The sequence below is a fragment of the Rhizobium sp. L51/94 genome, assembly GCF_019355555.1.
Classification (GTDB): domain Bacteria; phylum Pseudomonadota; class Alphaproteobacteria; order Rhizobiales; family Rhizobiaceae; genus Rhizobium; species Rhizobium rhododendri.
In genome coordinates this window covers 697,294-721,868 of record NZ_CP072142.1, presented here as the reverse complement: position 1 = coordinate 721,868, position 24,575 = coordinate 697,294, and the positions used below count along the sequence as shown (strand labels likewise).

23 protein-coding genes and 2 pseudogenes are annotated in these 24,575 nt (G+C 58.9%); 14 read left to right on the top strand and 11 right to left on the bottom strand.

The window, feature by feature from the left end; genetic code table 11:
• Nucleotides 1-4 precede the first annotated feature (4 nt).
• The 5 genes from J5274_RS21290 to J5274_RS21270 all read left to right on the top strand — a co-directional run bounded on the left by J5274_RS21290 (nt 5) and on the right by J5274_RS21270 (nt 5,428).
• Nucleotides 5-886, top strand: coding sequence for a branched-chain amino acid ABC transporter permease (locus J5274_RS21290; protein WP_142831674.1), 882 nt, complete (start codon nt 5-7; stop codon nt 884-886).
• Nucleotides 887-888: 2 nt separating this feature from the next.
• Complete coding sequence (locus tag J5274_RS21285; RefSeq protein WP_224128293.1) at nt 889-1,941, top strand: branched-chain amino acid ABC transporter permease; 1,053 nt, start codon at nt 889-891, stop codon at nt 1,939-1,941.
• 86 nt (nt 1,942-2,027) lie between these two features.
• The gene (locus J5274_RS21280) at nt 2,028-3,368 is read left to right on the top strand and encodes an ABC transporter substrate-binding protein (RefSeq protein WP_142831672.1); all 1,341 of its coding nucleotides are present in this window, start codon (nt 2,028-2,030) and stop codon (nt 3,366-3,368) included.
• A gap of 19 nt (nt 3,369-3,387) precedes the next feature.
• Nucleotides 3,388-4,158: an ABC transporter ATP-binding protein gene (locus J5274_RS21275; protein WP_142831671.1), complete on the top strand. Its 771-nt coding sequence runs from the start codon at nt 3,388-3,390 to the stop codon at nt 4,156-4,158.
• 37 nt (nt 4,159-4,195) lie between these two features.
• On the top strand, nt 4,196-5,428 hold the full coding sequence (locus J5274_RS21270) for an acyl-CoA dehydrogenase family protein (protein ID WP_142831670.1): 1,233 nt from the start codon (nt 4,196-4,198) through the stop codon (nt 5,426-5,428).
• Between the two features lie 34 nt (nt 5,429-5,462).
• Here J5274_RS21270 and J5274_RS21265 read toward each other — a convergent pair.
• From J5274_RS21265 to J5274_RS21250, 4 genes and pseudogenes are all read right to left on the bottom strand, one after another.
• Nucleotides 5,463-5,684, bottom strand: a pseudogene (locus J5274_RS21265) (VIT1/CCC1 transporter family protein); the annotation flags it as partial.
• Nucleotides 5,685-6,114: 430 nt separating this feature from the next.
• Nucleotides 6,115-9,216, bottom strand: coding sequence for an efflux RND transporter permease subunit (locus J5274_RS21260; RefSeq protein ID WP_219274970.1), 3,102 nt, complete (start codon nt 9,214-9,216; stop codon nt 6,115-6,117).
• A complete protein-coding gene (locus J5274_RS21255; RefSeq protein WP_219274969.1) occupies nt 9,213-10,346 on the bottom strand; it encodes an efflux RND transporter periplasmic adaptor subunit in 1,134 nt (377 codons plus the stop codon). The genes J5274_RS21260 and J5274_RS21255 overlap by 4 nt, the downstream gene beginning before the upstream one ends.
• On the bottom strand, nt 10,343-11,944 hold the full coding sequence (locus J5274_RS21250; RefSeq protein ID WP_219275670.1) for an efflux transporter outer membrane subunit: 1,602 nt from the start codon (nt 11,942-11,944) through the stop codon (nt 10,343-10,345). Before J5274_RS21250 ends, J5274_RS21255 begins: the two co-directional genes overlap by 4 nt.
• A gap of 153 nt (nt 11,945-12,097) precedes the next feature.
• On the opposite strand from J5274_RS21250, the gene J5274_RS21245 reads away from it, so the two are divergent.
• The gene (locus tag J5274_RS21245; RefSeq protein ID WP_209185833.1) at nt 12,098-12,781 is read left to right on the top strand and encodes a response regulator transcription factor; all 684 of its coding nucleotides are present in this window, start codon (nt 12,098-12,100) and stop codon (nt 12,779-12,781) included.
• Nucleotides 12,781-14,046: a HAMP domain-containing sensor histidine kinase gene (locus J5274_RS21240; RefSeq protein ID WP_209207080.1), complete on the top strand. Its 1,266-nt coding sequence runs from the start codon at nt 12,781-12,783 to the stop codon at nt 14,044-14,046. Before J5274_RS21245 ends, J5274_RS21240 begins: the two co-directional genes overlap by 1 nt.
• Nucleotides 14,047-14,116: 70 nt before the next feature.
• Here the strand turns inward: J5274_RS21240 and J5274_RS21235 are convergent, their stop codons facing one another.
• Nucleotides 14,117-15,526: an amidase gene (locus J5274_RS21235; protein ID WP_219274968.1), complete on the bottom strand. Its 1,410-nt coding sequence runs from the start codon at nt 15,524-15,526 to the stop codon at nt 14,117-14,119.
• A 124-nt stretch (nt 15,527-15,650) separates the two neighbouring features.
• Here J5274_RS21235 and J5274_RS21230 point away from each other — a divergent pair, with 124 nt between their 5' ends.
• Nucleotides 15,651-16,217, top strand: a complete 567-nt coding sequence (locus J5274_RS21230; protein ID WP_142831664.1) for a TetR/AcrR family transcriptional regulator — start codon at nt 15,651-15,653, stop codon at nt 16,215-16,217.
• Nucleotides 16,218-16,357: 140 nt separating this feature from the next.
• Here the strand turns inward: J5274_RS21230 and J5274_RS21225 are convergent, their stop codons facing one another.
• The 5 genes from J5274_RS21225 to J5274_RS21205 all read right to left on the bottom strand — a co-directional run bounded on the left by J5274_RS21225 (nt 16,358) and on the right by J5274_RS21205 (nt 18,411).
• On the bottom strand, nt 16,358-16,636 hold the full coding sequence (locus J5274_RS21225) for a hypothetical protein (protein ID WP_142831663.1): 279 nt from the start codon (nt 16,634-16,636) through the stop codon (nt 16,358-16,360).
• 9 nt (nt 16,637-16,645) lie between these two features.
• Nucleotides 16,646-16,945 (bottom strand): DUF982 domain-containing protein, encoded by a 300-nt coding sequence (locus J5274_RS21220; protein WP_142831662.1) that lies wholly within the window; start codon nt 16,943-16,945, stop codon nt 16,646-16,648.
• Nucleotides 16,946-17,019: 74 nt separating this feature from the next.
• Nucleotides 17,020-17,493, bottom strand: a complete 474-nt coding sequence (locus J5274_RS21215) for an Hsp20 family protein (protein WP_219274967.1) — start codon at nt 17,491-17,493, stop codon at nt 17,020-17,022.
• Nucleotides 17,494-17,752: 259 nt separating this feature from the next.
• Complete coding sequence (locus tag J5274_RS21210; RefSeq protein ID WP_142831660.1) at nt 17,753-18,043, bottom strand: hypothetical protein; 291 nt, start codon at nt 18,041-18,043, stop codon at nt 17,753-17,755.
• Nucleotides 18,044-18,138: 95 nt separating this feature from the next.
• Complete coding sequence (locus tag J5274_RS21205; protein ID WP_142831659.1) at nt 18,139-18,411, bottom strand: usg protein; 273 nt, start codon at nt 18,409-18,411, stop codon at nt 18,139-18,141.
• 270 nt (nt 18,412-18,681) lie between these two features.
• Here J5274_RS21205 and J5274_RS21200 point away from each other — a divergent pair, with 270 nt between their 5' ends.
• The 3 genes and pseudogenes from J5274_RS21200 to J5274_RS28910 form a co-directional block, all read left to right on the top strand.
• Nucleotides 18,682-18,996, top strand: coding sequence for a co-chaperone GroES (locus J5274_RS21200; RefSeq protein WP_142831658.1), 315 nt, complete (start codon nt 18,682-18,684; stop codon nt 18,994-18,996).
• A 53-nt stretch (nt 18,997-19,049) separates the two neighbouring features.
• A complete protein-coding gene (gene groL / locus J5274_RS21195; RefSeq protein WP_209187797.1) occupies nt 19,050-20,678 on the top strand; it encodes a chaperonin GroEL in 1,629 nt (542 codons plus the stop codon).
• Between the two features lie 195 nt (nt 20,679-20,873).
• Nucleotides 20,874-21,092: pseudogene (locus J5274_RS28910) on the top strand (type II toxin-antitoxin system VapC family toxin); the annotation flags it as partial.
• 100 nt (nt 21,093-21,192) lie between these two features.
• Here the strand turns inward: J5274_RS28910 and J5274_RS21190 are convergent.
• On the bottom strand, nt 21,193-22,296 hold the full coding sequence (locus tag J5274_RS21190; RefSeq protein ID WP_374113762.1) for an alanine racemase: 1,104 nt from the start codon (nt 22,294-22,296) through the stop codon (nt 21,193-21,195).
• A gap of 105 nt (nt 22,297-22,401) precedes the next feature.
• On the opposite strand from J5274_RS21190, the gene J5274_RS28905 reads away from it, so the two are divergent.
• The 3 genes from J5274_RS28905 to J5274_RS21180 all read left to right on the top strand — a co-directional run bounded on the left by J5274_RS28905 (nt 22,402) and on the right by J5274_RS21180 (nt 24,568).
• A complete protein-coding gene (locus J5274_RS28905; protein ID WP_257625674.1) occupies nt 22,402-22,533 on the top strand; it encodes a hypothetical protein in 132 nt (43 codons plus the stop codon).
• Between the two features lie 128 nt (nt 22,534-22,661).
• Nucleotides 22,662-23,801, top strand: coding sequence for an ROK family transcriptional regulator (locus J5274_RS21185; RefSeq protein WP_219274966.1), 1,140 nt, complete (start codon nt 22,662-22,664; stop codon nt 23,799-23,801).
• Entirely contained in the window at nt 23,798-24,568 is a 771-nt protein-coding gene (locus J5274_RS21180; RefSeq protein ID WP_111221690.1) for an ATP-binding cassette domain-containing protein, read from the top strand. Before J5274_RS21185 ends, J5274_RS21180 begins: the two co-directional genes overlap by 4 nt.
• Nucleotides 24,569-24,575: the final 7 nt, after the last annotated feature.

Genomic DNA, 24,575 nt, shown 5'->3' with positions numbered 1-24,575 from the left:
GCCCATGTCCTTTTTCTTTGAAACCTTGGTCACCGGACTGTTTGCGGGGCTAATGTACGCGCTCGTCGCCATCGGTTTCGTGCTGATTTACAAGGCCTCCGGCGTGTTCAATTATGCCCAGGGATCGATGGTGTTCCTCGCCGCCCTTGCCTTTGTCACGCTTGTCGAACATGGGGTAAATTTCTGGATCGCATTCGTGCTGACGGTCGCGCTGATGATAGCTGCGGCTGTCCTGATTGAGGCGACGGTTCTGCGACCCTTGCGCAACCGTGATCCGTTGACGTTGTTCATGGCGACGCTTGGTCTGAGCTTCGTGGTTGACGGCGCCTCGCAGTTCTTTATGGGCACCGACGTCCATATGCTCGACATCGGTGTCGAGGATATCGCCGAGAGTTACGGCGGCATCCTCATCAGCCAGTTTGACATCGTCGCGTCGTTCATCGTCGTTGCATTGGTGGCAGTGCTGGCCTTGGTGTTCAACAAGACCCGCATGGGGATCTCGCTGCGGGCTGTCGCCGACGATACGCTGGCAGCGCAATCGATCGGCATCCGCTTGCCCGCTATTTGGCGGATCGTCTGGAGCGTTGCAGGAATCGTCGCCCTTGTCGCCGGCTTACTTTGGGGCGCACGCCAAGGGGTTCAGTATTCGCTGTCCCTCATTACGCTAAAGGCGCTACCGGTACTTATTATCGGCGGCTTTTCGTCAATCCCGGGAGCTATTGCGGGCGGTCTGATCGTCGGCGCCAGCGAGGCGCTGGCCGACATCTACATAGGCCCGCTAGTCAACGGCAGTGTCTCCTCCTGGTTCGCCTACATTCTCGCCATCGCCTTCCTCCTCGTTCGGCCCTCAGGCTTGTTCGGCGAGCGCGAAATCGAAAGGGTGTGATGATGACCGCATTTCAATATACAAGCCTTCCCACCAGTGGGCGTATTGCGCCCAATGCGCGATACCTCCTGATCGCCGCCGGCCTAGCCGTCGTTTTCGGACTCATACCGGCAATCGCCAATGACTATTGGTTGAGTTCCATCATCATCCCGACGGTCGTCATGGGACTTGCCGGCATCGGCCTCAATCTTCTGCAGGGCTATACAGGGCTGGTGTCGCTTGGCTCTGCCGCCTTCATGGCCATCGGCGCCTTTTCCGCGTACAATTTCATCCTGAGAGTTCCTGGCATGCCGCTGCCAGTCGTCCTCTTGGCCTCGGGGCTCGTTGCTGCACTTGCCGGCGTTGTCTTCGGCCTGCCTGCGTTGCGCATCAAGGGTTTCTATCTTAGCGCTTCAACGCTGGGTGCACAGTTCCTTTTCGAATGGCTGTTCAGCAACTTCAGCTGGTTCTCCAACGACAGTCAGTCGCTGACTATTTCGGCGCCGCGTCTGACCCTGTTTAACTACGACCTGCAAACGCCGCTGGGCCGTTATTTGCTGGCCACCGGCGTCACGACCCTTTTGGTCGGTCTCGCCCTGCTCATCGTCCGGAGCCGCCTGGGGCGCGAATGGATGGCTATCCGCGACATGGAGACGGCGGCATCGGTGCTCGGGATCAAGGTCGCGCGGCGCAAGCTGCAAGCCTATGCTATCAGTTCCTTCTTTCTTGGCATCACCGGCATTCTCTGGGCATTCGCTTATCTCGGTACGTCGGACGCCCACACCTTCAGTCTCGACAAGTCCTTCCAGATCCTGTTCATCGTCCTGATCGGAGGCGTTGCGACCATCTTCGGCAACTTCCTCGGCGCCGCCTTCATTGTCCTGACGCCGATCCTGCTCGATCGCGTCGTCCTGGCAGCCCACCTGTCCTTCATCGGTGACCAAGGCGCCCTGACAAACCTGCAGCGCATCGTCTTTGGCGTCATCATCATCGTCCTGCTGATCAAGGAGCCGGACGGCCTGACGGCGCTCATTCGCCGCGCGGTCGGCATGTTTAGGGCAAAAAGGTCCGAATGAAGCCTGTTGGCGACAAGCGCAAATGGCGGTCGCCCCGATCAATCATTCTCATCGCTATCCTTCAACCACCGCATCAAGGGGTTACCATGTCTCTTTTTTCTAAGACAATCACGCTCAGCGCCACAGCATTGATCGCTTTATCAACTCTCGGCGCAGCCGCACACGCGGAAGAGGGAAGTGGCCAGCAGCTCTTCCCCCTGTTTTCCTACCGCACCGGGCCCTACGCGCCATCCGGCATTCCGCAGTGGGCCGGCTATCGGGATTATTTCAACTATATTAATGCGAACGGAGGGGTAAACGGCGTCAAGATCTTCGTTCAGGAATGTGAAACGGCGTATACGCTCGAACGCGCATTCGAATGCTACGAGCGCTATAAAAATGGATATGCCGGCGCTCCGGTTGCTGTGCTCTTCACCACATCGAGCGGCTTCGACGCCGCCGTCTCCGACAAGGCCCGCCAAGACAAGCTGCCGATCGTGTCGGTCGCCGGCGGTCGGGGCGATGCCGTCGATGGAAGCGTCTTTCCCTATCAGTTTCCGCTGCTATTCGACTACTGGACCGAGGCTTCAATCGTCGTCGAGCACATCGCCAATACGGTGGGCGGCTATGACAAGCTGAAGGGACTGAAGATTGCCACCCTTTACCACGACTCGGGTTATGGGCGTGAAACCATCCAGCCCATGGCGATCCTCTCCAAGAAATACGGCTTCGAAAATATCCAGATCCCCGTTCCGGACCCAGGCCAACAGCAGCAGGCGCAGTGGCAGCAGATCAAGCGCGCCGGCGTCGATTGGGTTTTCTTCCGAGCCTGGGGCGTGATGTCGCCGGTTGGCCTGAAGACTGCGGCCCGCGTCGGCTTCCCGGCCGACCACATCATAGGCGATATATGGACCGGATCGGAAGAAGACGCGCGTCCCGCCGGACCAGCCGCCAAAAATTATCTGGCGGTCTCCGTGTTCCCGTCTGGGACAGATTTCAAGGTCAGCCAGGAGATTAAGAAGAACATCATCGATGCCGGCAAGGGAGATCTGAGCGACGGCTCGAAGTTCGGTTCGGTCTATTACAATGCCGGCCTGCTGCAGGCGATCCTCTACACCGAGATCCTGCGGACGGGACAAGCCAAGTACGGAAACCGGCCTTTGACTTCAGCCGAAGGGCAGTGGGCCGTTGAACATCTCAACCTGACCGCCGAGCGTATCGAGGAACTCGGTGCCACGGGCCTCATAAGCCCAATCAAGGTGACGCCACAGGATCACGAGGGCAGTCCCGCTGCCAAGATCGTCCAGTGGGACGGCACGAGATGGACGGCAAAAACCGATTGGCTGAAAGGAGATCGACCGCTGTTCAAGGATGCCATCTACGCCAGGGCCGCAGCCTACGCGAAAGAAAAAAGCATCACGCCCCGTCCGTCCGACGCGGTCAACTAACACTAAAAGGATATGTAACATGGCCACACAGGCGGAAGGGTTTCTCGAAGTCAAGGAGATAGAGGCCGTCTACGGGCAGGCCGTTCTCGCCGTGCGGGATGTGTCGCTTTCGGTCGGGGAAGGCAAGATAGTTGCCCTCCTCGGCGCGAACGGCGCCGGTAAGACGACAACCCTGAAGGCAATCTCCAATCTCTTGGGCTCCGAGCGCGGTAAGGTAAGTCGTGGCAGCATCAGTTGGCGCGGCCAATCCGTTAGTACGTCGTCAGCTTCAAGGCTGGTGGGCAAAGGACTCGTTCAGGTTCTGGAGGGTCGCCATTGCTTCCCGCAACTGACAGTCGAAGAGAACATTCTCGCTGGCGGATTTGTCCGAAAACCGTCGCGCCGGGCGTTACTCGACGATCTTGAGCAGATCTATGCTTGGTTCCCGCGTCTTCGCGACAAGCGTCGAACAAAAGCTGGCCTGACCTCGGGCGGCGAGCAGCAGATGGTGGCAATCGGTCGAGCATTGATGACAAAGCCCAGCCTCGTACTGCTGGACGAGCCGTCAATGGGCCTGGCACCGATTATCGTCCAGGAGATATTCGAGATCATCCGGGCGCTGAACAGACAGTCTGGCGTCAGCTTCCTGCTGGCTGAGCAGAATGCCAATCTCGCGCTCAAATACGCCGACTACGGCTACATCTTGGAAAATGGGCGCATCGCCGTTTCGGGGACTGCAGCTGACTTGCGCGCTCGCGAGGATGTTCAGGATTTTTATCTTGGCGGCGCGGCAGCAGTCACAATTAACTGACGGTTCCTTTAGATCCAAAACTGACAAGGACTTCATGATGACCACCCAGATAGATCTTGCATGGGGTGCAGGCCCAACCGAACGCTATGAGGAACTGGCTTCGAGCTTCCGCCCTCTGTTCAACGATATTGCCAAAGGCGCGCTCGACCGCGAGTTGATGCGTACCTTGCCACAGGCCGAGATCGACCGGTTGAAGCAAGCGGGACTGGGCGCACTGCGCATACCGGTCGCCGAAGGCGGAATGGGTGCGAGCTTGCCGGAACTGGCCAACATACTGATCGAGCTTTCCAACGCCGATTCAAACATTACCCAAGCGCTGCGCGGGCATTTCGGATTTGTCGAGGATGTCGTTAACAAGGCGCCCGGCGGGTCTCGCCAGCGCTGGGTCGAACGCATTGTCCGAGGCGAGATAGCTGGCAATGCGTGGACGGAGGTCGGGGCCGCCAAGCAGGATGCCTTCTCGACGCGGGTCTCGCGCAAGGACGGCGGGCTCGTCGTTAACGGCACCAAATACTACACCACCGGATCCATCTTCGCCGACTGGATCGACGTCGGCGCGACAGGGCTGGAGGGAGAGGGCGTCTCGCTACAGGTTCGGCGTAACGATCCCGGCGTCAACGTTGTCGACGACTGGGACGGTTTTGGCCAGAAGCTGACGGCGAGCGGCACGACCGTCTTTACGGACGCGGTTGTCGATCCCGGTGACATTGTCGTCGACGACGACAAGTTCCGCTACGGCGCCGCCTTCTACCAGCTAGTCCATCTTGCCACTCTCGCAGGTATCGGCCGTTCGCTCGCTAACGAGGTGGCGCAGGCTGTAGCGGCGCGCACTCGCCATTATTCGAACAGCGCCGCGCCGCGCTCAAGCCAGGACCCACAGGTCCTGCAGGTAGTCGGTCGCTTGCGGTCCAACGCTTATGCCGCAAGTGCGATTGTGCTGCAGGTTGCCGCCGCCGTGGAGCGGGCCCATAAGGCCCATTTTGCCGGCGATCCAGAGGCCGAGGAGAGGGCCAATGCCATCGCCGAGCTGGAAACCTCGCAGGCCGTCACCGTCACAAGCAATCTCGTTCTCGAAGCCGCAACGATTGCCTTCGACGCGCTTGGGGCGTCCGCCACCCGGATTTCAGCCGGCCTCGACCGCCATTGGCGCAATGCCCGGACGCTGGCATCACATAATCCACGCATTTACAAAGATAGAATCGTTGGCGATTTCGCCGTGAACGGCACGCCGCCGCCTTATCAGTGGCGGATCGGATTGGCCCCGACCTGACCTGGCCAGAAGAAGCTTGAACTATGCAGTGTTCACGCTGACTGACGGATACATACTTGCCAGCCGCCATCGACATTGCACCCGCCACCATGCCGGCAATGGCGGCCACGAGTATATCCGAAGAAGCAGTGGAGGTGGACGCTACACCAACGATCAGGCTCGCCGTCGCGACGATACCGTCATTTGCGCCGAGAACCGCGGCGCCAAGCCAGCCGATGCAAGAGACAAGATGGTTTTCTACGTGCAATCGCTGAATGAGAACAGCCAATTCCGGATTGAGACAATTCAAGATTCAAAAAGACCGCATCCAGAGAGCTTATGAGGTCATAATACAGGAACAGGACGGAAAGAACGAGCTCGTTGCGCAGAATGTCCAGGACCTAGGCGTCTGTGTCCCCGAATAAGCGGTCAAGACCAAGGTCAGCCGAGCGTTAGTCCTCCAATCGGAAATCTCCTCGGCCCATAGCGCGTCATTTAGAGGGTGACGGGTGCCGAATTGAAGGTTAATCGGCTGCAGCGAGTCGTCGGCGCGCGCAAAGCCGCCAGCGGGCCGATGCCCGTTCCGACCCGATGAGAATGACCGGCTTGCGGTTGCATAGGGGCGAAAGGCCGGCTTTGGACGCACGAAATCGGCGAGGGGCTTTTACCGTCGAGCCGAAGTCCTCCCGTGACTGGGATGATCCAGATCATTTTGTTGCCGTTGCCGTCGTCATTTGCAGGCCCTCTGCCGACTGCTCCGCCTTGCTTGCGAACAGTCGTTTTAGCAGGCCGACGAGGTCGTCCACGAAGGTGTAGACGGTCGGGATGATGAGCAAGCTGAGGAACGTAGATGTAATCAGGCCTCCTAGGACCACGATCGCCATCGGCTGGCGAAAGCTCGAATCGCCGCCACTCAGGCTCATGGCGGCCGGCATCATGCCTGCTCCCATGGCGATGGTTGTCATGATGATGGGCCGGGCTCGCTTGTGGCAGGCGTCGACCAGTGCCTCGAAGCGCGCCATGCCGTTTCGGCGGGACATGATCGCGTACTCGACGAGGAGAATCGAGTTCTTGGACACCACGCCCATCAGCAGGATCAGCCCGATAATGGCTGGCATGGAGAAGCTCGTTCCCGTGATGAGGAGCGGTGCCAATGCACCGCCGAGTGCGAGCGGAAGCGCCATCAGGATGGTGACGGGCTGGAAAAAGTCATGAAAGAGCAAAACAAGGACCGCATAGATGCAAAAGATCCCGATGCCCATTGAGGTCCCGAAGCTGGTGAAAAGCTCGGAACTGCGCTGCAACTCCCCCTGCTCCACCTGGTGAACACCCTGCGGAAGCTGGCGAAGTGCGGAGAGCGCCTGGGCCTCCTTGTTCACGTCCCCCAGGATGCGCCCGTTCAACTCGATGGACAGCGTGATGTTTCGGGCCCGATCGATCCGATCGAGCTCGGATGGACTGCCGCCGATCGAAATCGCGGCGATGCTTCCGAGCGCGACCTTGCCGTTCGCGCCGGCCACCTGCAGCTGCGATATGGCATCGATATCCTCGCGGGAGTTGGCATTGAAACGCACGCGGATTGGAATTTGGCGTTGCGGCAGATTGAGTTTGGCCAGTGCGTTGGAGTAATCGCCATTGGTGGACACCCGGACCGCCTCGGCGATCGTTTCCGATGTAATCCCCAGCGCCGCAGCCTTTGCGAAATCAGGCCTTATCTGGATTTCTGGGGCTTGCAGCGATGCACTCGAGGTGACCGCACCGATGCCCTTGAGTGTCCGGAGCTGTTCCTCGAGCGCACTTCCCGCCTGCTCCAGGCTGGTGGGATCATCACTGGCCAGCGTCAACTCGAGCTTGGTGCCATTACCGCCGGTCCCGACCTCGACGCGCACGCCGGCAAGAGAGGAGAGCGCGTTACGGATGTCGCTCTCGATCGCAGCCTGCTTTCTGCTGCGCTTCTTGATGTCGGTCAGGTTCACGACGAGGGTCGCCTTCGTCACATCCGCCGTTGTCGTGGAATCTATCCCGCTGCTGCTTGAGGAACTGCCGACGACGCTGAAGACCTGCGTGACATCGGTGAGTTTGGAGACGATGTCGCTCGCACGTCTCGATACGGCATCCGTCTGGTCCAGTGTGCTGCCGGGTTGAAGCGTCAGGGTGACCTGCGTTTGGGCGTCGTCCGAGGCGGGGAAAAAGCCGGTTTGCAGGAACGGGATGCTCGACAAGGACAGGACAAGGAAGATGCCGGTCACAAGCATCGTCATCTTGCGATGGTTGAGGCAGGTTTTGACCAGCGCAATATAGGCCCCCATGATCCGGCCGTCTGCCGCTTCAGCCTGACCCGGCTTGAACAGATAAGCGGCCATCATCGGCGTCAGAAAGCGGGCCACCAGAAGTGAGGATAGCACGGCGACGGAGGCAACGATCCCGAATTGCCGGAAAATCAGACCGGGAATGCCGCTCATGAAGGCCGTTGGTAGAAAAACCGCAACAAGGGTAAATGTGGTTGCGATGACGGCCAGACCGATTTCGTCGGCAGCTTCGATCGCCGCGTTCATCGGCGTCTTGCCCGCCTGGAGATGGCGGGAAATGTTCTCCACCTCGACGATCGCGTCATCGACCAGAATGCCGACCACCAGTGACAATGCTAAGAGTGTAACGGTATTGAGGCTGTAGTCGAAGAAATGCATCACCAAGAAGGTGGGGATGATGGAAAGCGGCAGGGCTATTGCGGACAGGCATGTTGCGCGGAAGTCCCGCAGGAATAGCCATACCACAATGACAGCGAGAATGGCGCCTTCGTAAAGCATCTCCATCGAGCCGTCATAATTTTCGACGACGGGATTGACTGTCGTATACGCATCGACGATCTCCACTTCGGGATGCTGCGACGCGAACGCCTTCATCTCCTTTTGAATATCTTCGGCAACGGCCGTGTCCGAAAACCCATTGGATCGCTTGATCTGAACGGCAATCACCCGGTCTCCATTCAGATAGGCAAGGGACGAGCGCTCCGCAAAGCTGTCCGTCACTTTCCCAAGCTCGTCGAGCCGGACACTCTGTCCCGTCGAGAGGGGGATCGCCAACGTCGCTATATCCTCGACGGACGGAACGGCACCGAGCGTGCGAATGGTCTGACGCGAAGAGCCGATGTCGCCGCGACCGCCGGACTTGTCCGACTGCACAGATTTAACCCGTCCAGACACATCCGATGCGGTCACCCCGAGCGAGGTCATGGTGTTGGCATCGAGGTCGATATGGACCTCGCGATCAACCCCGCCCAGCCGATCGACTTCCCCTACTCCGCCGACCGACAGGAGCGCCTTGGTCATGTCGTTGTCGACGAACCAGGAGAGCTCGGTCTCGTTCAATTGCTTCGAGCGCACGGCGTAGGCGACGAGGACGGATGATTGGACCGTAACCTTCGAGACCGTTGGCGAATCCATTTCCGACGGAAGATCGCTCTTGGCGCTGTCGACCGCGTTGCGCACTTCGTTCAGTGCGCTTTCGCTGTTTTTTTCGAGCTTGAACGAGACGCTGATGGCGACAGACCCGTCGGTGATCGTCGTCGTTATGTGATCGAGAAGGCTCAGGGTCGCGAGCTTGTCTTCGATCTTCCGTGCCACCTCCGTCTCGAGCTGGGTCGGCGCCGCGCCTTCCAGCGATGCGGCAATCTTGATGGTGGGAAGATCCATGTCCGGAAAATTCTGGACCTGCAGCTTGGAGAACGCCAGCAGCCCACAAACGGTCAACAATGCGAAAAGCAGGATTGGCGGGACAGGGTTGCGGATGGACCATGCGGAAATATTCATTGTGCCGCCCCGTCAACCTTCACGAGCGCGCCTTCCGACAGGAAAGCACCGCCAGACTGAACAATTGCCTCATCGCCCTTCAAGCCAGAAGAAATTTCGACCCGGTTGTCCCTGCGGCGACCGACATCGACGCGTGTCCGGTGAACCTTGTGCGCCTGATCGATTGTGAAAACGTAATTGATGCCGTCTTTGAAGACCAAGCTGGATTCCGCCACAGTCAGGGCGTCCTTGTTGCCGATATCGATTGTGCCCGACACATAGAGGCCCGACCTGGGCTGCGGCTCCTTGGGCAAGGCCACGTACACGATCGAGCGACCCGTATCGGTGCTGACTGTCGGCGCGATGAGCCTGACGGTACCCTTGAAAGTTGCGCCGTCGGGACGTCTGATCTCCGAGGTTTGCCCCTCTTTGATTTTCATAAGATATTGGGTCGGAATCTCAGCCTGCCACTCGATGCGTTGCTGACGCGTGAGACGAAACAACTCCGTTCCTGTGGATACCACGGCACCCAAGGACGCGGATCGCGACGTGATGATGCCGTCATCGACGGCGGCAATCGTGGTTTGCGCAAGTTTGATGCGCTGGCTTGTAAGCGTAGCCTGTTCGGAATCGAGGTCCGCCTGCGCACTTTGTTCTGTCGTGAGATATTCAACTTGCTTCTGATCGGAAAGTGCTCCCGAACCGCTCATTTGGCGGGCCCGGTCAGCATCCGCTTTCGCCTTTGTCAGGGATGCCTGCTTGGATACGACAGCGGCTTCCTCCTTGCGCAGATCCGCAATTACTGTCTCCTGGTTGAGCCGAACCAGAATGTCGCCCTTTTTTACAACGCTGCCGACGTCCGCCAGGACCTCGGTGATACGCAGCCCACTCGTTTCGGATTCAATGACGGCTTCATGCCACGGCTTGAGCCAGCCGGTCGCCGGCACGGTTTCGGGCCAGTCCTTGGTTTCCGGGTTGACCGCGACCACCGTCAATGCAGCTGCTCCCTCGGTCTTTGCCTGTTCTTCCGCCGAGACCTGTGCCACGCCTACCCAACAGGTGACGATGGCAGTCGCCAGCACCCGATGAACGAGACGGTTAGAGCGATGTCGGGAATTTTCAGTCGGTTCGATTTGGCGCGAATTTGTCATTGGGCGATTGGCTTTGCTCGTAGGTGCGGCGCTTCGACCAGGTCGCGCGCGGCAGGCTGTGAAATGTCAATTGGGCCGGTCCAACCGCCCCCGAGGGCTTTGTTCAGCGAGACGTAGTAAGTGGCGATATCGGTCCTGGTCTCGATGAGGTTCTGTTGAGCGGAGTACAGCGAGCGCTCGGCGTCCAGCACATCGAACAGATCGCCTTCACCGGATGTCTTGAGCTTTTTGGAGAGATTGGCGGCCGTGCGATAGCCTTCGACAGCCTTGCCGAGGTCCACCGACCGGGCACGCGATCGATTGAGGGAAACGATGGCGTTTTGAACGTCCTCCAAAGCGGAGAGGACGGCTGACTGATAAGCGAACACGTATTGGTCGCGCTGCGCCTTGGCGACATCGACCGCTGCCTTCAACTGGCCACCCTTGAAGATTGGGATTGTAAGCGACGGCCCGAACGACCAGCCGATCGTGGATTTCTTTCCGAGCTCCGAGACGCTCGCGGCAGATGAATTGATGGATCCGGTCAGGCTCACCGAGGGATACCGGTTGGCCTCAGCCTCACCGATCTTTGCGGTCGCCTGGGCCAGTTGCCGTTCAGCCTGGCGGACGTCGGGTCGGGTGTTCAAGATGTCAGCGGGTATTCCGACCGATAGCCTCGGAGGAGGCGCTGGAAGCCTCGATTTCTTGCCAAGAAGGCCGTCAAGCCGGAGCGGGGACTTGCCGAGCAGCACACCCAACCTGTTGACGGACTTGGCATAGGAGATTTCATAGGTCGGGATATCGGCATGGGTGGAGGCAGCCTGCGCCTCGGCCTTGGAGACATCCACCATCGATGAGCCGCCCGCCCCATATTCCGTCCGTGTGAGCGATGCAGTCTGGCTCTGGGATTTGGAAGAATCGCGAGCCAGTTCGGTGAGCTGCTGGTATTCCCGTGCCTGAATGTAATAGGTGGCAACGTCCCCGATCAGGGTCACGAGCGTATCGCGCAATTCCTCGTCTGCCGCATCGACCCCGTATTTCGCGGCTTCCGCCGCGCGCTTGTTGCCTCCGAACAGATCGAGTTCCCAGCTTGCATCGAAGCCCGGCTGGTAATTGTTGTAGATCGTCGCCGGCGCGCCGGCGGCAGCGGCGGTGCGATTGCGCGTCGCAGATGCCGTACCCTCGAGCGATGGAAGCAGTGTGCCCACCTGCTCTCGATAGCTGGCACGCGCTTCGCGCACCTTGGCCTTTGCGGTGGCAACATCTAGGTTCGCGGCAACGGCCTGCGCGATGAGATCGTCCAGAATTGGGTCCTTCATTTGCTTCCACCACTCAGCCAACTGAGGCGGCTTATCGGCATGGACGGCCGCCTTCCCGCTCCAGCTTGCAGCCATAGGGAAGCTTGGCTTCTGGTAGTCCGGACCCACGACGCAGCCACTGAGCCCGCCGGCGACCAGAAGCAGCGCGCACAACTGGCGGGGCGCTCCGTTAAGGCCTGCCCAGAGACGATGATGTCGGGCAACATGGAAATGGCGGTTGGCCGGTAATGCGCCGTTGGACCTGGGAGGAGCATTTTCACGGACGCTCGGCCAGAGAAACCGGGCTTGGGCTATGGTCATCTTGGTCAAACTGGCTCCGAGGCAATTGCCGACGGATCTTCTGATAGCGACTGCGATGTTAAGCGCCGTTAAGGAAGTGTAAAGTTGTGTAAAACTTCTACCGGTTCGCCGTCTTCTGTATATTCGTTTATCTCTGACAACGTGGAAGCCAAGATGCCGAAAGTTCTTCTCATCGACGATGATATCGAGCTGACGACGCTTCTCAGCGAATATCTCGTGGAAGAGGGATTCGACGTCGAAACATCGACTGACGCCCGGGTCGGCATCTCCGGTGCCGCCGACCAATCGGTCGACATCATCGTTCTCGACGTCATGATGCCGAGAATGAACGGCATCGATGCGTTGCAGCGTATCCGCCGCCTTGGCAATGTTCCCGTCCTGATGCTCACGGCGAAAGGGGACGACATCGACCGGATTTCCGGCCTTAACCTCGGCGCCGACGATTATGTCGCCAAGCCCTGCTCTCCGGGTGAGCTTGTCGCGCGCATCCGCGCCATCCTCCGGCGAGCCGGAGGCCGACTTGATGAACAGGATATTCTTCGTGTCGGCGACCTGATCCTGAATTCTGCGGGCCGAGCAGCGCAATGGCAGGGAAAGCCGCTGGAATTAACGGGTGCCGAATACAATATTCTCGACGTGTTGGCGCGCAACGCCGGACAGCTTGTACCGAAACAGGAAATCTCCCGGCGTGCATTCGGTCGACCGCTGACGCCGTTTGACCGGCGCATAGATGTGCACATCAGCAGCGTCCGTCAAAAGCTCGGTGTTCGTGCTGACGGCACCTCGTGGATCCGCGCGATCCGTGGGCAAGGATACCAGCTGGTGCAGGCACTCTGATGCGGAGGCTCTTCTGGAGAATTTTCGCGATTGTCTGGCTGACGATGGCGGCGTCGCTTGCGCTATTGTTCGTCATCAATTCCGTTTTCGGCGTATTACCCCTCCCCGAGGAACTTCGCGATCAAAGAACAGGCCTGGCACTTGATACAGCCGCAGTGCTCTTGGCGAAAAACGGTGTTGGGATAACACAACAATACCTGACGGCAGTCGCCACGACACCCTCACCCGTTCATCTGAGCCTGGCGGTCATTGGAGATTCCATGGCATGTGCAACAAAGGTTACGGGTCAATTCGAGCGACGTATCCTCTATGGTGGCCAGTGCTATCAAGTGATCGCAGTCACAACAGAAATCGATTTTTTGGCGCGCAATCTGCCAAAGCTCGTCCCCTGGTCGTCGGCAATGCTCGCTGCTGCGGTTACGGCCTATTGGCTAGCCCAGTATCTGACACGACCGGTAGAGCAGTTGCGAGGCGGTCTTCGCGCACTTGCGCAGGGTCACTTCGATGTCAGGATTGGCGGCGACACCAATCTGAAAAGAGACGAGATTCAAGCGCTCGCCCATGACTTCGACGTGACAGCCGCCCGTCTTCAGGATTTCCAGGATATCCAGCGACGTCTTTTCCACGACGTGTCTCACGAGCTTCGGTCGCCCCTATCTCGACTTCAGGCGGCCGTGGGGCTGCTGAAGCAGAATCCCAGCCGGTTGCAGGCTATGGCCGAGCGCCTTGAGCGAGAGATCGCGCGGATGGACGACCTCGTCGGTGAAGTTTTGACGCTCGCGAGACTGACGGCGAGCGACAAACAGCCAATGGAGCGGCAGACTGTCGATCTGGTCGATTTGCTTCAGGAGATTGTCGATGACTGCGCTTTTGAAGGCGCCTCCCGCAACATCCACGTCACCTACGAAGGCGCGAAATCTTTCGTCACATCGGTAAATGGCGAGCTTATTTACAGGGCTATCGAAAACGTCGTGCGCAATGCCGTAAAATACGCGCCGCCGGATTCAAGGGTTGTCATTTGCGCAGAAAGAGCCGGCCAAAACTTCGTCATCACAGTCCTCGATGAAGGACCCGGCATAGCGAAAGACATCCTCGCCGCCATATTCCAGCCGTTCCGCCGTGGAAACGATGTGCCTGAAGGTACCCCCGGCTTCGGACTCGGATTGGCAATCACCAAACATGCTTTCGCCAGCCACAGCGGCCATGTGGAAGCGGAGCTTCCTGCCAAAGGCGGTCTGCTCATGCGGATGACACTTCCCGTTTGACCTGTCTTCTTGGAATGACAGCAGGCAACTGAGCACCGCGGTTATGCCGGAGTGCTCTGGTTGCGTCAATTCAGACGACGGGCCGCAGATCGCGAACCGTACTGACCGATTCCAGCAGTGCAGCAAGGTGCAGGATCGTCGTTTCTGCCTGCCACCTTGAAACCAACTGGATGCCGATCGGCATGCCGTCGTGGCTGGTACCAAACCGCATTGTCAAACCCGGCAGGCCAGTGACGTTCAGGGGCACGGTCGAGCCCTGGAGATAGGTCGCATCTACAGTCTGGCCGTTGATCAGGAACTCCGTAGTGCCATGTTTCTGGGCCGGGATTGGCTGCACAGGGGTGATCAGCGCATCGTAGCGCTGGAAATAGTCGGCAAAACCATCCCTCAGGCTCTCGGCCGCCTGCTCGGCTTCAATATAGTCCTTCATAATGGTGTCGGGCGCAGCAAGCATGGCTTTTGCCATCATGTACAATTCGTCCTGGCCGCGACCGGCCGTCGCCTCCGCGAAATCGGGCTTCATCTCCATCACGTGAAGGCGGTTGAACACATCGAGCGCAAAATCCTTCTCAAGCGCCGGAATACGAACCTGCTCAATGATCGCGCCCTGGCCTTCGAGCGCTTCGGCGGCGGCCTTAACGGTGGCGGCCACCTCCAAGTCGATCGGACCAAATCCAGGTTCGACCAGCCAGCCAACACGGATCGGACGATCTGGCGACGTCCCGACGCCCGTATCGAACTGGGCCGTGCTCGATGCAAAGCCATCCGCCCCGTCCGGCCCAACCATCAACGAATAGGCCAATGCGACGTCGCGAACGCTACGGGCCATCGGACCGACATGCCAGAAGCGGCGAGGTGCCCGCGGCCAGATCCCCGTCATGGGGATGCGGCCATGGGTTGCTTTCATCGATGTGATGCCGGTCTGCGCCGCCGGTCCACGGATGGAGATCGCCAGATCGGTGCCCAGACCCAGCGGCGACATGCCGGCGGCAATTGCAGCGGACTCGCCGCCACTCGACCCCCCAGGTGTGCGGTCGAGGTTCCAGGGGTTGTTCGAGCGGCCCGTAAGCAGGTTGTCGCTTTCGATCCAGTAGGAGAATTCCGGAAGATTGGTCTTTGCCAGGAGGATGCCGCCAGCCGCCTTCATTCGGGCAACACTTGTGGCGTCGGCATCTGGAGTGCGGCCCCTGAAGATGGGCGAACCGCGCTGCGTGAGGACACCTGCTGTGTCGATTGAATCCTTGACTGTGAATGGGACGCCATGGAGTGGGCCGAGCTTTTCGCCGGCGAGGACGGATGCCTCTGCTGACCTGGCAGCGTCGAGTGCGCCTTCTGCCAGCGAGACGATCGCATTGACCTTTGGGTTGACTGAAGCGATCCGATCCAGGTGCGCCTGGACGACTTCAACGGGCGAGATATCCCTGGTGCGGATAAGTTCGGCCAGTTTGGTGGCATCGAGATTGGTGAGAGTTGTGCTCATGTGAGGCTCCTTTGAGATTCGCTTGTATATCTACCTAACGTTTGGTAGTCAAAAGCTAGAGCGTAAAAATTGGTTGGTCAAGCCCCTTCCTGCCGCTAGAACGAAACCGGAAGCGAGGTAGACAATGAGTTCGGATTCTCGAGAGAAGATTTTGCTGGCAGCCAGAACAATGGCGCAGGCGCATGGTTACGGAGGACTGAGCGTCCGCGATCTGGCGGCGGATGTTGGCATCAAGGCCGCAAGCCTCTACTACCACTTCCCGAGCAAGGCGGATCTCGCGACCGCCGTGGCGAAGCGATACTGGGAAGACTCGGCCGAATACCTTGAGGGTCTGCTGGCAGAGACGCCGCACGATCCGGGCCGCTCCCTGCATCGATATCCTGAGACATTTCGTTGGGCGTTGCAGAACGACAACCGCATGTGCCTCTGCAGCTTCATGGGTGCCGAGTACGACGACTTGCCTGAGGCGCTAAAAAAAGAAGTGCAGACTTTCGCCGATGTCAACGTGGCGTGGCTGAGCAAAACCCTTTTTGCTGCAGGGATTGTCGGCCATGAAGAGAGCGAAGCACGAGCTCATGCCATCTTCGCCGCCGTGGCCGGCGCCCAGCTAATGGCAAGGAGTCGATCAGACATAACACTCTATGATGCCTTGATCGACGCCTATCGCATTGCCGGGCTCCTTCCGGCATAGTGACAACAGAGTGCCCGGCAGTGGGGTCCCCAAATGTCTTGCTAACGTCGTATCGCCCCCTGAAACCCGTGAGGTGCCGATGCGACGGTCAGCGGTCGCTCGAACAGGCGATCAAGCAGTTAGCCTGAACACGCAACCCATCAGATCCCATACCGCCGATCGAGCTCTTCGAGGCCAGATTGCACTTCATCGATCGCGATTGGCTCTGGCGTTCCTGGCAGTTGACGAAGGCCGGGCTTTGAGTCGATCGCATAGAAATCCGACGCCCACGCCGCGAGGATAGCGCGCTTGTCATCGACGGAAAGAGTCGGCGCTCTCACCACGTCGATCGGCCTCCGAAGCTTCATGCCCTGAATAAGAACCGACGGCCCCATCGCCATTGCATTGTTGGCGGCCTGCTGCAACATTGTGTGCATCATCGGTCTACCTCATCGTACCTGAGGATCCCGGTCACGCCGCTGGCGTGACGGGGCGATCACGTTTGTTTCGGGCGCCAGCAGATCGTGTTTCTCGGCAAAGGCGGCAAACAGTCCCCGCACGGTCTCTGCTTCGATCTCACCCCGCAACGCGGCATTGCATGCCTTGAGCACAACCGAATGGGCTGGGTCTCTAAGTGAGGCAGGCCATTCGATGAGATGCCGGTAGGCGTCCATCACGCCGCATACTTCCGTCGGAAAGCCAAGACCGACAAGAATGGAAACGGGCTGTCTGAACATATCGGATTTCATAGCTCTCTCCTTTCCAACCCCGAATGTTGATGGGCGCCGCTACAACTGCGCCCGGTTTAGCCAAGACGACAGAGTCAAGCAGCCTTGCGAGCTTCGATCTGCGCGTGAGCGGCAGAGGTCAAAGCGGCCTCGTTTTGGATTGAGATTGTGCGCGGCTTTAGGGCCTCTGGGATGTCGTGAATGAGATCGATCGACAGGACACCGTTGCTCAGATCTGCTCCGTTCACCCGGACATGATCGGCAAGCTCGAACCGGTGCTCGAACGGACGGGCGGAGATACCGCGATGCAGGCAGCAATCGGTGGATGCTTCCTGCTTCCTGCCAGTGACAGTCAGCAGCTTGGACTGTAAGCTGATGTCGAGGTCGTCCTGGGCAAAGCCAGCCACCGCGATCGATATCCGGTAGGTGTCGTCATCATTCTTGACTATGTCGAAGCGCGGCCAGTCGTTGGTCAAGCGGGCGCGCTCAGCGTTTTCCCGAAGGTTGAGCACCCGATCGAAGCCGACGCTCGAGCGGAACAGCGGTGCATAGTCGTAAGATGTTGCCATAGCCATATCCTCCTCTAAGCAGCATGGTTACGAAAGCGCCAAAAGGCAGCGTCGGACCGATGTCGGACCTGTCATCAGCGGCTGACCTCATTCGAATTGGTTTTTGCAATTTTTAGGTTCAAGGGCCATTGTGAAAAAATTCGCTCGCCTTGTCCCGGACAAGAACTTCTCGAATGACACGCAGCCTGAAACACGCGGCAACGACCGCGCCGATCGTCCTTGTGAAACGGTCGGTTGGTCCGATTGTCTGCCTCGCGGCTTAATGTACAGAGCGGCTGATAACACGATGCGGATAAGCTGCCTTGAATTGCGATATCATCGCAAAGGCCTGCTGCAAGACCCGCTCGGCAACCTCGGGCCTGTCACGAGCAAGTTCATCGGCATTGATGCGGATTGCTTCTGCCATATTGGCCGACAGTATCGCAAAACGTCCCTCGCCATACACCACAGCCTCCTGTGAGGCGGTCTCAAGCCAACGGGCAAAATCGACGATGATCTCCTCCCGCTCGGGGATGCTTGCGCTTTTGATGATATTGATGTTTTCTTCCATGCGGCCTCACTCCATACAAACGTGGACAAGTCGGCAGAGCTCATCAAGCCTCGGCCGCCCGATGAGCTAGGAAGTGAGGAAATCAGCTTCAAGCCTCAGTGGAGTTGGAATTCCCCGTCGACGCGCCGCCACTCATTGGGGCCGATCAGGCGCTGGTGGCTATAACGCACCGAATGCAGCGGCCCATCGAGGGAAGCCTGCCAGAAATCCAAGAACCTGCGCATTTCGGGAAAGTCAGGGGCGAGATCGTAATCCTGCCAGACGTAGGTCTGCAGGACGGATTCGAAATCCGGGATGCGATAGAGAATATGGGCGGTTGTCAGCCCATAGCCTTTCAGCTGGCGCTCCAGATCAGATGAAAAATTCATGCTTTCATCTCCGTTTTGTGACATCAGGAGGATGCCTCAACTGTCTGCGGTCATCAACCTTTCCAAACGAAAAAATGATATTATCATGCCTTTCCAGAGTGTTAGCAGCCGTCAAAACCGAGTGCTAATTTTTCTCCGATACCCTCTTGAAATCAAAAAAATAGGAAAATAGATTTTTTGCACGAAACGCTCAAAGAGGTTTCGTTCCCGCCCGACTGTGGCAATCCGGCCGGGCAACAACGTCAACATTGTTTGTCCATGGAGGAAAACATGTCGTTTAGACCGCTTCATGATCGCATTCTCGTCCGTCGCGTCGAATTTGAAGAGAAGACCAAGGGCGGCATCATCATCCCCGATACCGCCAAGGAAAAGCCGCAGGAAGGCGAAGTCATCGCCGTCGGGCCCGGCGCGCGGAATGAAGCCGGTCAGATCCAGGCGCTCGACGTCAAGGCCGGGGACCACATCCTGTTCGGCAAGTGGTCCGGCACCGAAATCAAGATCAACGGCGAAGACCTGCTGATCATGAAGGAAAGCGACGTCATGGGCGTTATCGAGGCCCAAGTCGAGCAGAAGAAGGCCGCCTGAGCCTGACCTGTCTAACCATCAGTCAAATAGCTGCCTATTGAGGAGTTAAAAAAATGGCTGCGAAAGAAGTCAAATTCAACACCGATGCCCGTGAACGCATGCTGCGTGGGGTCGACGTTCTGGCGAATGCCGTGAAAGTCACGCTCGGCCCGAAAGGTCGCAACGTTGTTATCGACAAGTCGTTCGGCGCACCGCGCATTACCAAAGACGGCGTATCTGTCGCCAAGGAAATTGAGCTTGAAGACAAGTTCGAAAACATGGGCGCACAGATGCTACGCGAAGTGGCGTCAAAGACCAACGATCTCGCCGGCGACGGCACCACCACCGCGACTGTTCTGGCCCAGGCGATCGTCAAGGAAGGTGCCAAGGCGGTGGCATCCGGCATGAACCCGATGGACCTAAAGCGGGGCATCGACATCGCCGTCGATGCGGTCGTCAATGAACTGAAAGCCAACGCTCGCAAGATCACCAGCAATTCCGAAATCGCCCAGGTCGGCACCATCTCCGCCAACGGCGACGAGGAGATCGGCCGGTATCTTGCTGAAGCAATGGAAAAAGTCGGTAATGAGGGCGTTATCACGGTCGAGGAAGCCAAAACGGCTGAAACCGAGCTGGAAGTCGTCGAAGGCATGCAGTTCGACCGCGGATATCTCAGCCCCTATTTCGTCACCAATCAGGACAAGATGCGGGTTGAGCTTGAGGATCCCTACATCCTCATCCACGAGAAAAAGCTTTCCAACCTGCAGGTGATGCTGCCGGTTCTGGAATCGGTGGTGAAATCCGGTAAGCCGCTGCTGATCATTGCAGAAGACGTCGAAGGCGAAGCGCTTGCAACCCTCGTCGTCAATAAGCTGCGTGGCGGCCTCAAGATTGCCGCGGTCAAGGCTCCGGGATTTGGTGATCGCCGCAAGGCGATGCTTGAAGATATCGCCGTCCTGACGGGCGGAACAGTCATCTCGGAAGATGTCGGTATCAAGCTTGAAAACGTCACGCTGAATATGCTCGGCCGCGCCAAGAAGGTGGCAATCGAGAAGGAAAATACCACCATCATCGATGGCGTTGGCTCAAAGGTCGAGATCGACGGTCGCGTTGCGCAGATCCGCGCTCAGATCGAGGAAACCACCTCGGACTACGACCGCGAAAAGCTTCAGGAACGTCTTGCCAAGCTCGCTGGCGGTGTGGCCGTGATCCGTGTCGGCGGATCGACCGAAGTCGAAGTAAAAGAGAAGAAGGACCGCGTCGACGATGCGCTGCATGCGACCCGCGCCGCCGTCGAAGAAGGTATACTACCCGGTGGAGGTGTGGCACTCCTGCGCGCGGTCAGGGCCCTGGATGGCCTGCCTACAGCCAATGACGATCAGCGCGTGGGGATTGACATCGTTCGTCGGGCGATCGAGGCACCAGTGCGCCAGATCGCGGAAAACGCCGGCGCCGAGGGTTCGATCATCGTCGGCAAGCTGCGCGAAAAGACCGATCTATCCTTTGGCTGGAACGCCCAGACCGGCGAATACGGCGATCTTTATGCCCAGGGCGTCATTGATCCCGCCAAAGTGGTGCGCACCGCGCTGCAGGATGCAGCCTCCGTCGCCGGCCTGCTGGTCACGACAGAAGCAATGATTGCTGACAAGCCCAAGAAGGACGCCGCACCGGCGCTGCCTGCCGGCGCTGGTATGGACTTCTAGCATCACGGAGGCCCGCCCGTGTACGCGGGCGGGCCTCCAGGGACGATCCCGAGCGGATTGACCTTCGGTGTTGAACTTGGAAACACGCCAAGCAAACCGAGATGGTGGATCGATGCCGGGCCGTTACCGATCTAGGACGCCAGCCAAAGCCTTCTCTCTTTGAAAACCAAGGTGCGTCGCGGGCGAAGGGGCACAGCTCAACGCGAAGCAATGATCGCGAGCCATGCAAGAGGTAATGACGATAATTGATCGCCATTCGATATTCAGCATGGACTTCGGTTACAACGACGCACGCTTGTTGACTTCAACAAGCTCGACCAGGGGTCGCGCTTGTGGACAAGAGATAAGCGTCTGACGGCAGCAGCACAAAAAGTTGGTGCGACGCTTCATCCGCATGCGCAAGCCTCTCGTTAGAACCGAAACGCAGGACCGGTCGGCAATATTTAGCTCTTGATGAGAGCCAAAACTCGACCCTGCTCTTTCGCTTCACGGAATAGCGCCAATTTTCGGAACCTCACCAGACCATGCCGCGGGCGGCGATGTCTTCGGTGCGGGTGACGATGCCGTGGCGATGGAAGATCATGGTGTCGAACATGTTTGTCACGACGCAGGTGTGGTTCGGGATGATGCGGATCTTTTCACCGATGGCGGGAAAGGTGTCGCTGCAGGCGGAGATGTCGATGACGCCGTGCTCCTCGGAGAGCGCCTTGATGACGGCATCCGGAAAGTCGACAATGAGGCCGTAGTCGGAAAAGCCGAGCAGATCGCTGGTGAGAACCTTCACTCCAGCATCGATCACGGCGCGGCCGGGTGCCGGGCGTGAAACGACGGTGGCAAGAATGGTCATGGCGCAATCGGCCTCGGTGCAGTGCCCGGCGCGGATCAACGAGCGGTCGTTATAGACGTAGGTGCCTGCCCTGTATTCGTTTGCCGCCTTCACATCGTGACCATCGAACAGGCTCGGCGTGCCGCCATGGCTGATGACAGGGCATGGGATATCGGCATCTGCCAGCAGCATCGCAGCACGGGCGAAATAGGCCTGGACCGCCTGCGCCGAATCCGGCTTTGGATAGGTCAGCAGCCCGCCGAAGACGAGCCCCGGGCTCTCATGGATATATCGCGCCAGATCAAAGGCTTGATCAGGATCGGCGACACCGCAGCGACCGGCACCGGTGTCGCATTCAACCAGGACATTCAGCGTCTTCGAACCGTTGAAACGGCCCGATAGTCCGTCGACCGTTATCCGGCTGTCGGCCACGACCTTGAGGCTCGATATGCGCTCGTTGAGGGCGGCCAGGCGATCGAGTTTCTCGGCGCCGAGGATGTTGAAAGTAATCAGGATATCGTCGAAACCCGCATCGGCGAAGACTTCCGCCTCGGTGACCTTCTGGCAGTTTATCCCCTTGGCGCCGGCTGCAACCTGCTGTGCTGCGACGCTAATCAGCTTATGTGTCTTGATGTGTGGGCGAAAATCCAGTCCGTGGCTATCCGCATAGGCCTGCACCCGCTCGATGTTCGCCGTCATCCTGTCCTCGTCGATGACCGGTCGCGGCGTTGAAAGGTCGGCAATCGCATCGCCCGGCTTGGGCATCATTTCGAAGGGGCGGGCATGCAGCATCATCTGTACTCCTGGCGCTATCGGCAACTGGGTGGCGACTCGTCGCCTCGCACGCGAGCGTCCCCAAGGCTGGACGGGCTGTCAACCGAAGATCACACAAGAGCGATGTTCCGAGCATCTCTGACCGTCCGCCAGACAATGGATGGCGCCGAACTGATCGCTCACGGGGCCTGGGGCCTGCTCGACCATTTCCCCTCCAATCCATCGGCGCGCCATGCGGCGAGCCTGGGATCATGATGGTTCGGTGCGTTAATATTCGATTTTTTGCCTAGGAAACCGGCAGAAGCAACAGTCATCATTATTTATGAAAACCATTTGACTAAATAGAATTGTGCTGCCATCCTGAGCTTGCATGGAGTTTTGGGATGGCATTGCGGGGCACCAATCAGGAGTCGGGAAGGCCCTACAATAGGCGGATCGTGCTTGAATCGATCCGGCTTCTGGGTCCGACCACCCGTGGCGATATCGCCACTCGAGTAGGACTGACGGTGCAGACCGTTTCCACCATCGTCCGCGAGCTTGAGGAACAGGGTCTCATCCTGTCCGTAAAAGAGGAGCCCCGGGGACGCGGCATTCCGCCCTCGACGCTGACCATCAATCCCGACGGCGGGCTTTCCATCGGGATCCACATCACACAGCTTTTCATCGAAGCGGCGCTGGTCAACCTGCTCGGTGACGTTGTCGACAGCCGCCATCGCGTCGCCTTGAATCCAATTCCGGACGACGCTTTCGCGCTGATCGAAGAGATGATCTCCGAGCTGAAGGCAGGCCTTCGCGGCGGCCGTTTGCTGGGTGCCGGCCTGGCGCTGCCGGGACCCTTCGACGTCGAATCCATGAGCTTCGTCGGCTCCACGACGATGATCGGCTGGAAGAACGTCGACATCCGCCAGCGCCTCGCCGATGCCACGGGCCTGCCTGCGTTCTTCGAGAACGACATGGCAGCCGCAGCGCTCGGCGAGCAGCTTTACGGCCTCGGGCAGCAGCTTTCGGATTATTACTACCTGTTCTTCAGCGTCGGCCTCGGCGGCGCCATGATGCATGACGGCCTCGTTATGCGCGGGGCCTGGGGGAATGCCGGGGAAATCGGCCACATGCCGGCCGTCCCCGACGGCGAGCCTTGCCCGTGCGGCAACCGCGGCTGCCTGGAGCGCTATCTGTCCCTCGATGCCTTCAACAGGCGCGGGCTGTCGGAGGCCGACTGGGTGCGCGAGATCGCGCCGATCTTCCGCAACACGATCCGCACCATCGAGAACCTTTTCGATCCCGAAACCGTCGTCATCGGCGGGCTAGCACCACAGCCGCTGATAGACGAGCTGGCGTCGCTGGTCGACGGGCTCAACAGCTCGGTTTCCGACCGCTCAGACCGCGCCCATCCACGCGTGATGGTGGCGAGCGATTGCCAGCATTCAGCGCTCCGCGGTGCGGCGGCGCTTGCGGTCTTCGGGGCGCTCTCGCCACGCTTCGGCCAGATGTTTGAAACTTCAGAAAAAGGGATTGCCGTATGACTGAGAAACTGCTCGTCCTCGATGGTGTTCGCAAGAACTTCGGCGCGATCGAAGCCCTGAAGGGTATCAGTTTCTCGATCGGCAAGGGCGAGGTCGTCGCCCTTCTCGGTGATAACGGCGCCGGCAAGTCGACACTGGTGAAAATCATCTCCGGTGGCCTGCAGCCAACTGCCGGACACATGCTTTTCGAGGGCAAGGAGTTCCAGGCCAAAACCCCCGCGGAGGCAAAGGCAGCCGGTATCGAGACCGTCTACCAGGACCTGTCCCTTTGCACCAATGTCGATGTGGTCGGCAATTTCTTCATGGGTCGCGAGATCACCCGCAAGTTCGCCGGCATACCGTTTCTTGACGAGAAAGCGATGGAGAAAATCACCAGCGAGGCGCTGTCCAGCGCCGGAACGCGCATTCCTTCCATGCGCACCAAGGTCGAGCACCTGTCCGGCGGCCAGCGCCAGGCGATCGAGCTCAACCGCTTCGTCCACTGGGGCGGAAAGCTGGTGCTGCTGGACGAGCCGTTCGCAGCGCTTGGCGTAGAACAGACGCGGCGCGGGCTCGACATGATCCGCCACGTTGCCAACCAGGGCATCGGGGTCGTCATCATCACCCACATCATGCAGCAGGCCTTCCAGGTCGCAGATCGCATTGTCGTCATCCGCCACGGCGTCGTCGCCGGCGATGTCGAATGCAGCAAGACAAGCCCGGATGCAGTGATCGAGATGATCACAGGGCAAACTCTCGCCGGAGCCGGACCGGTGGGCAGACAATGAAAGGGGT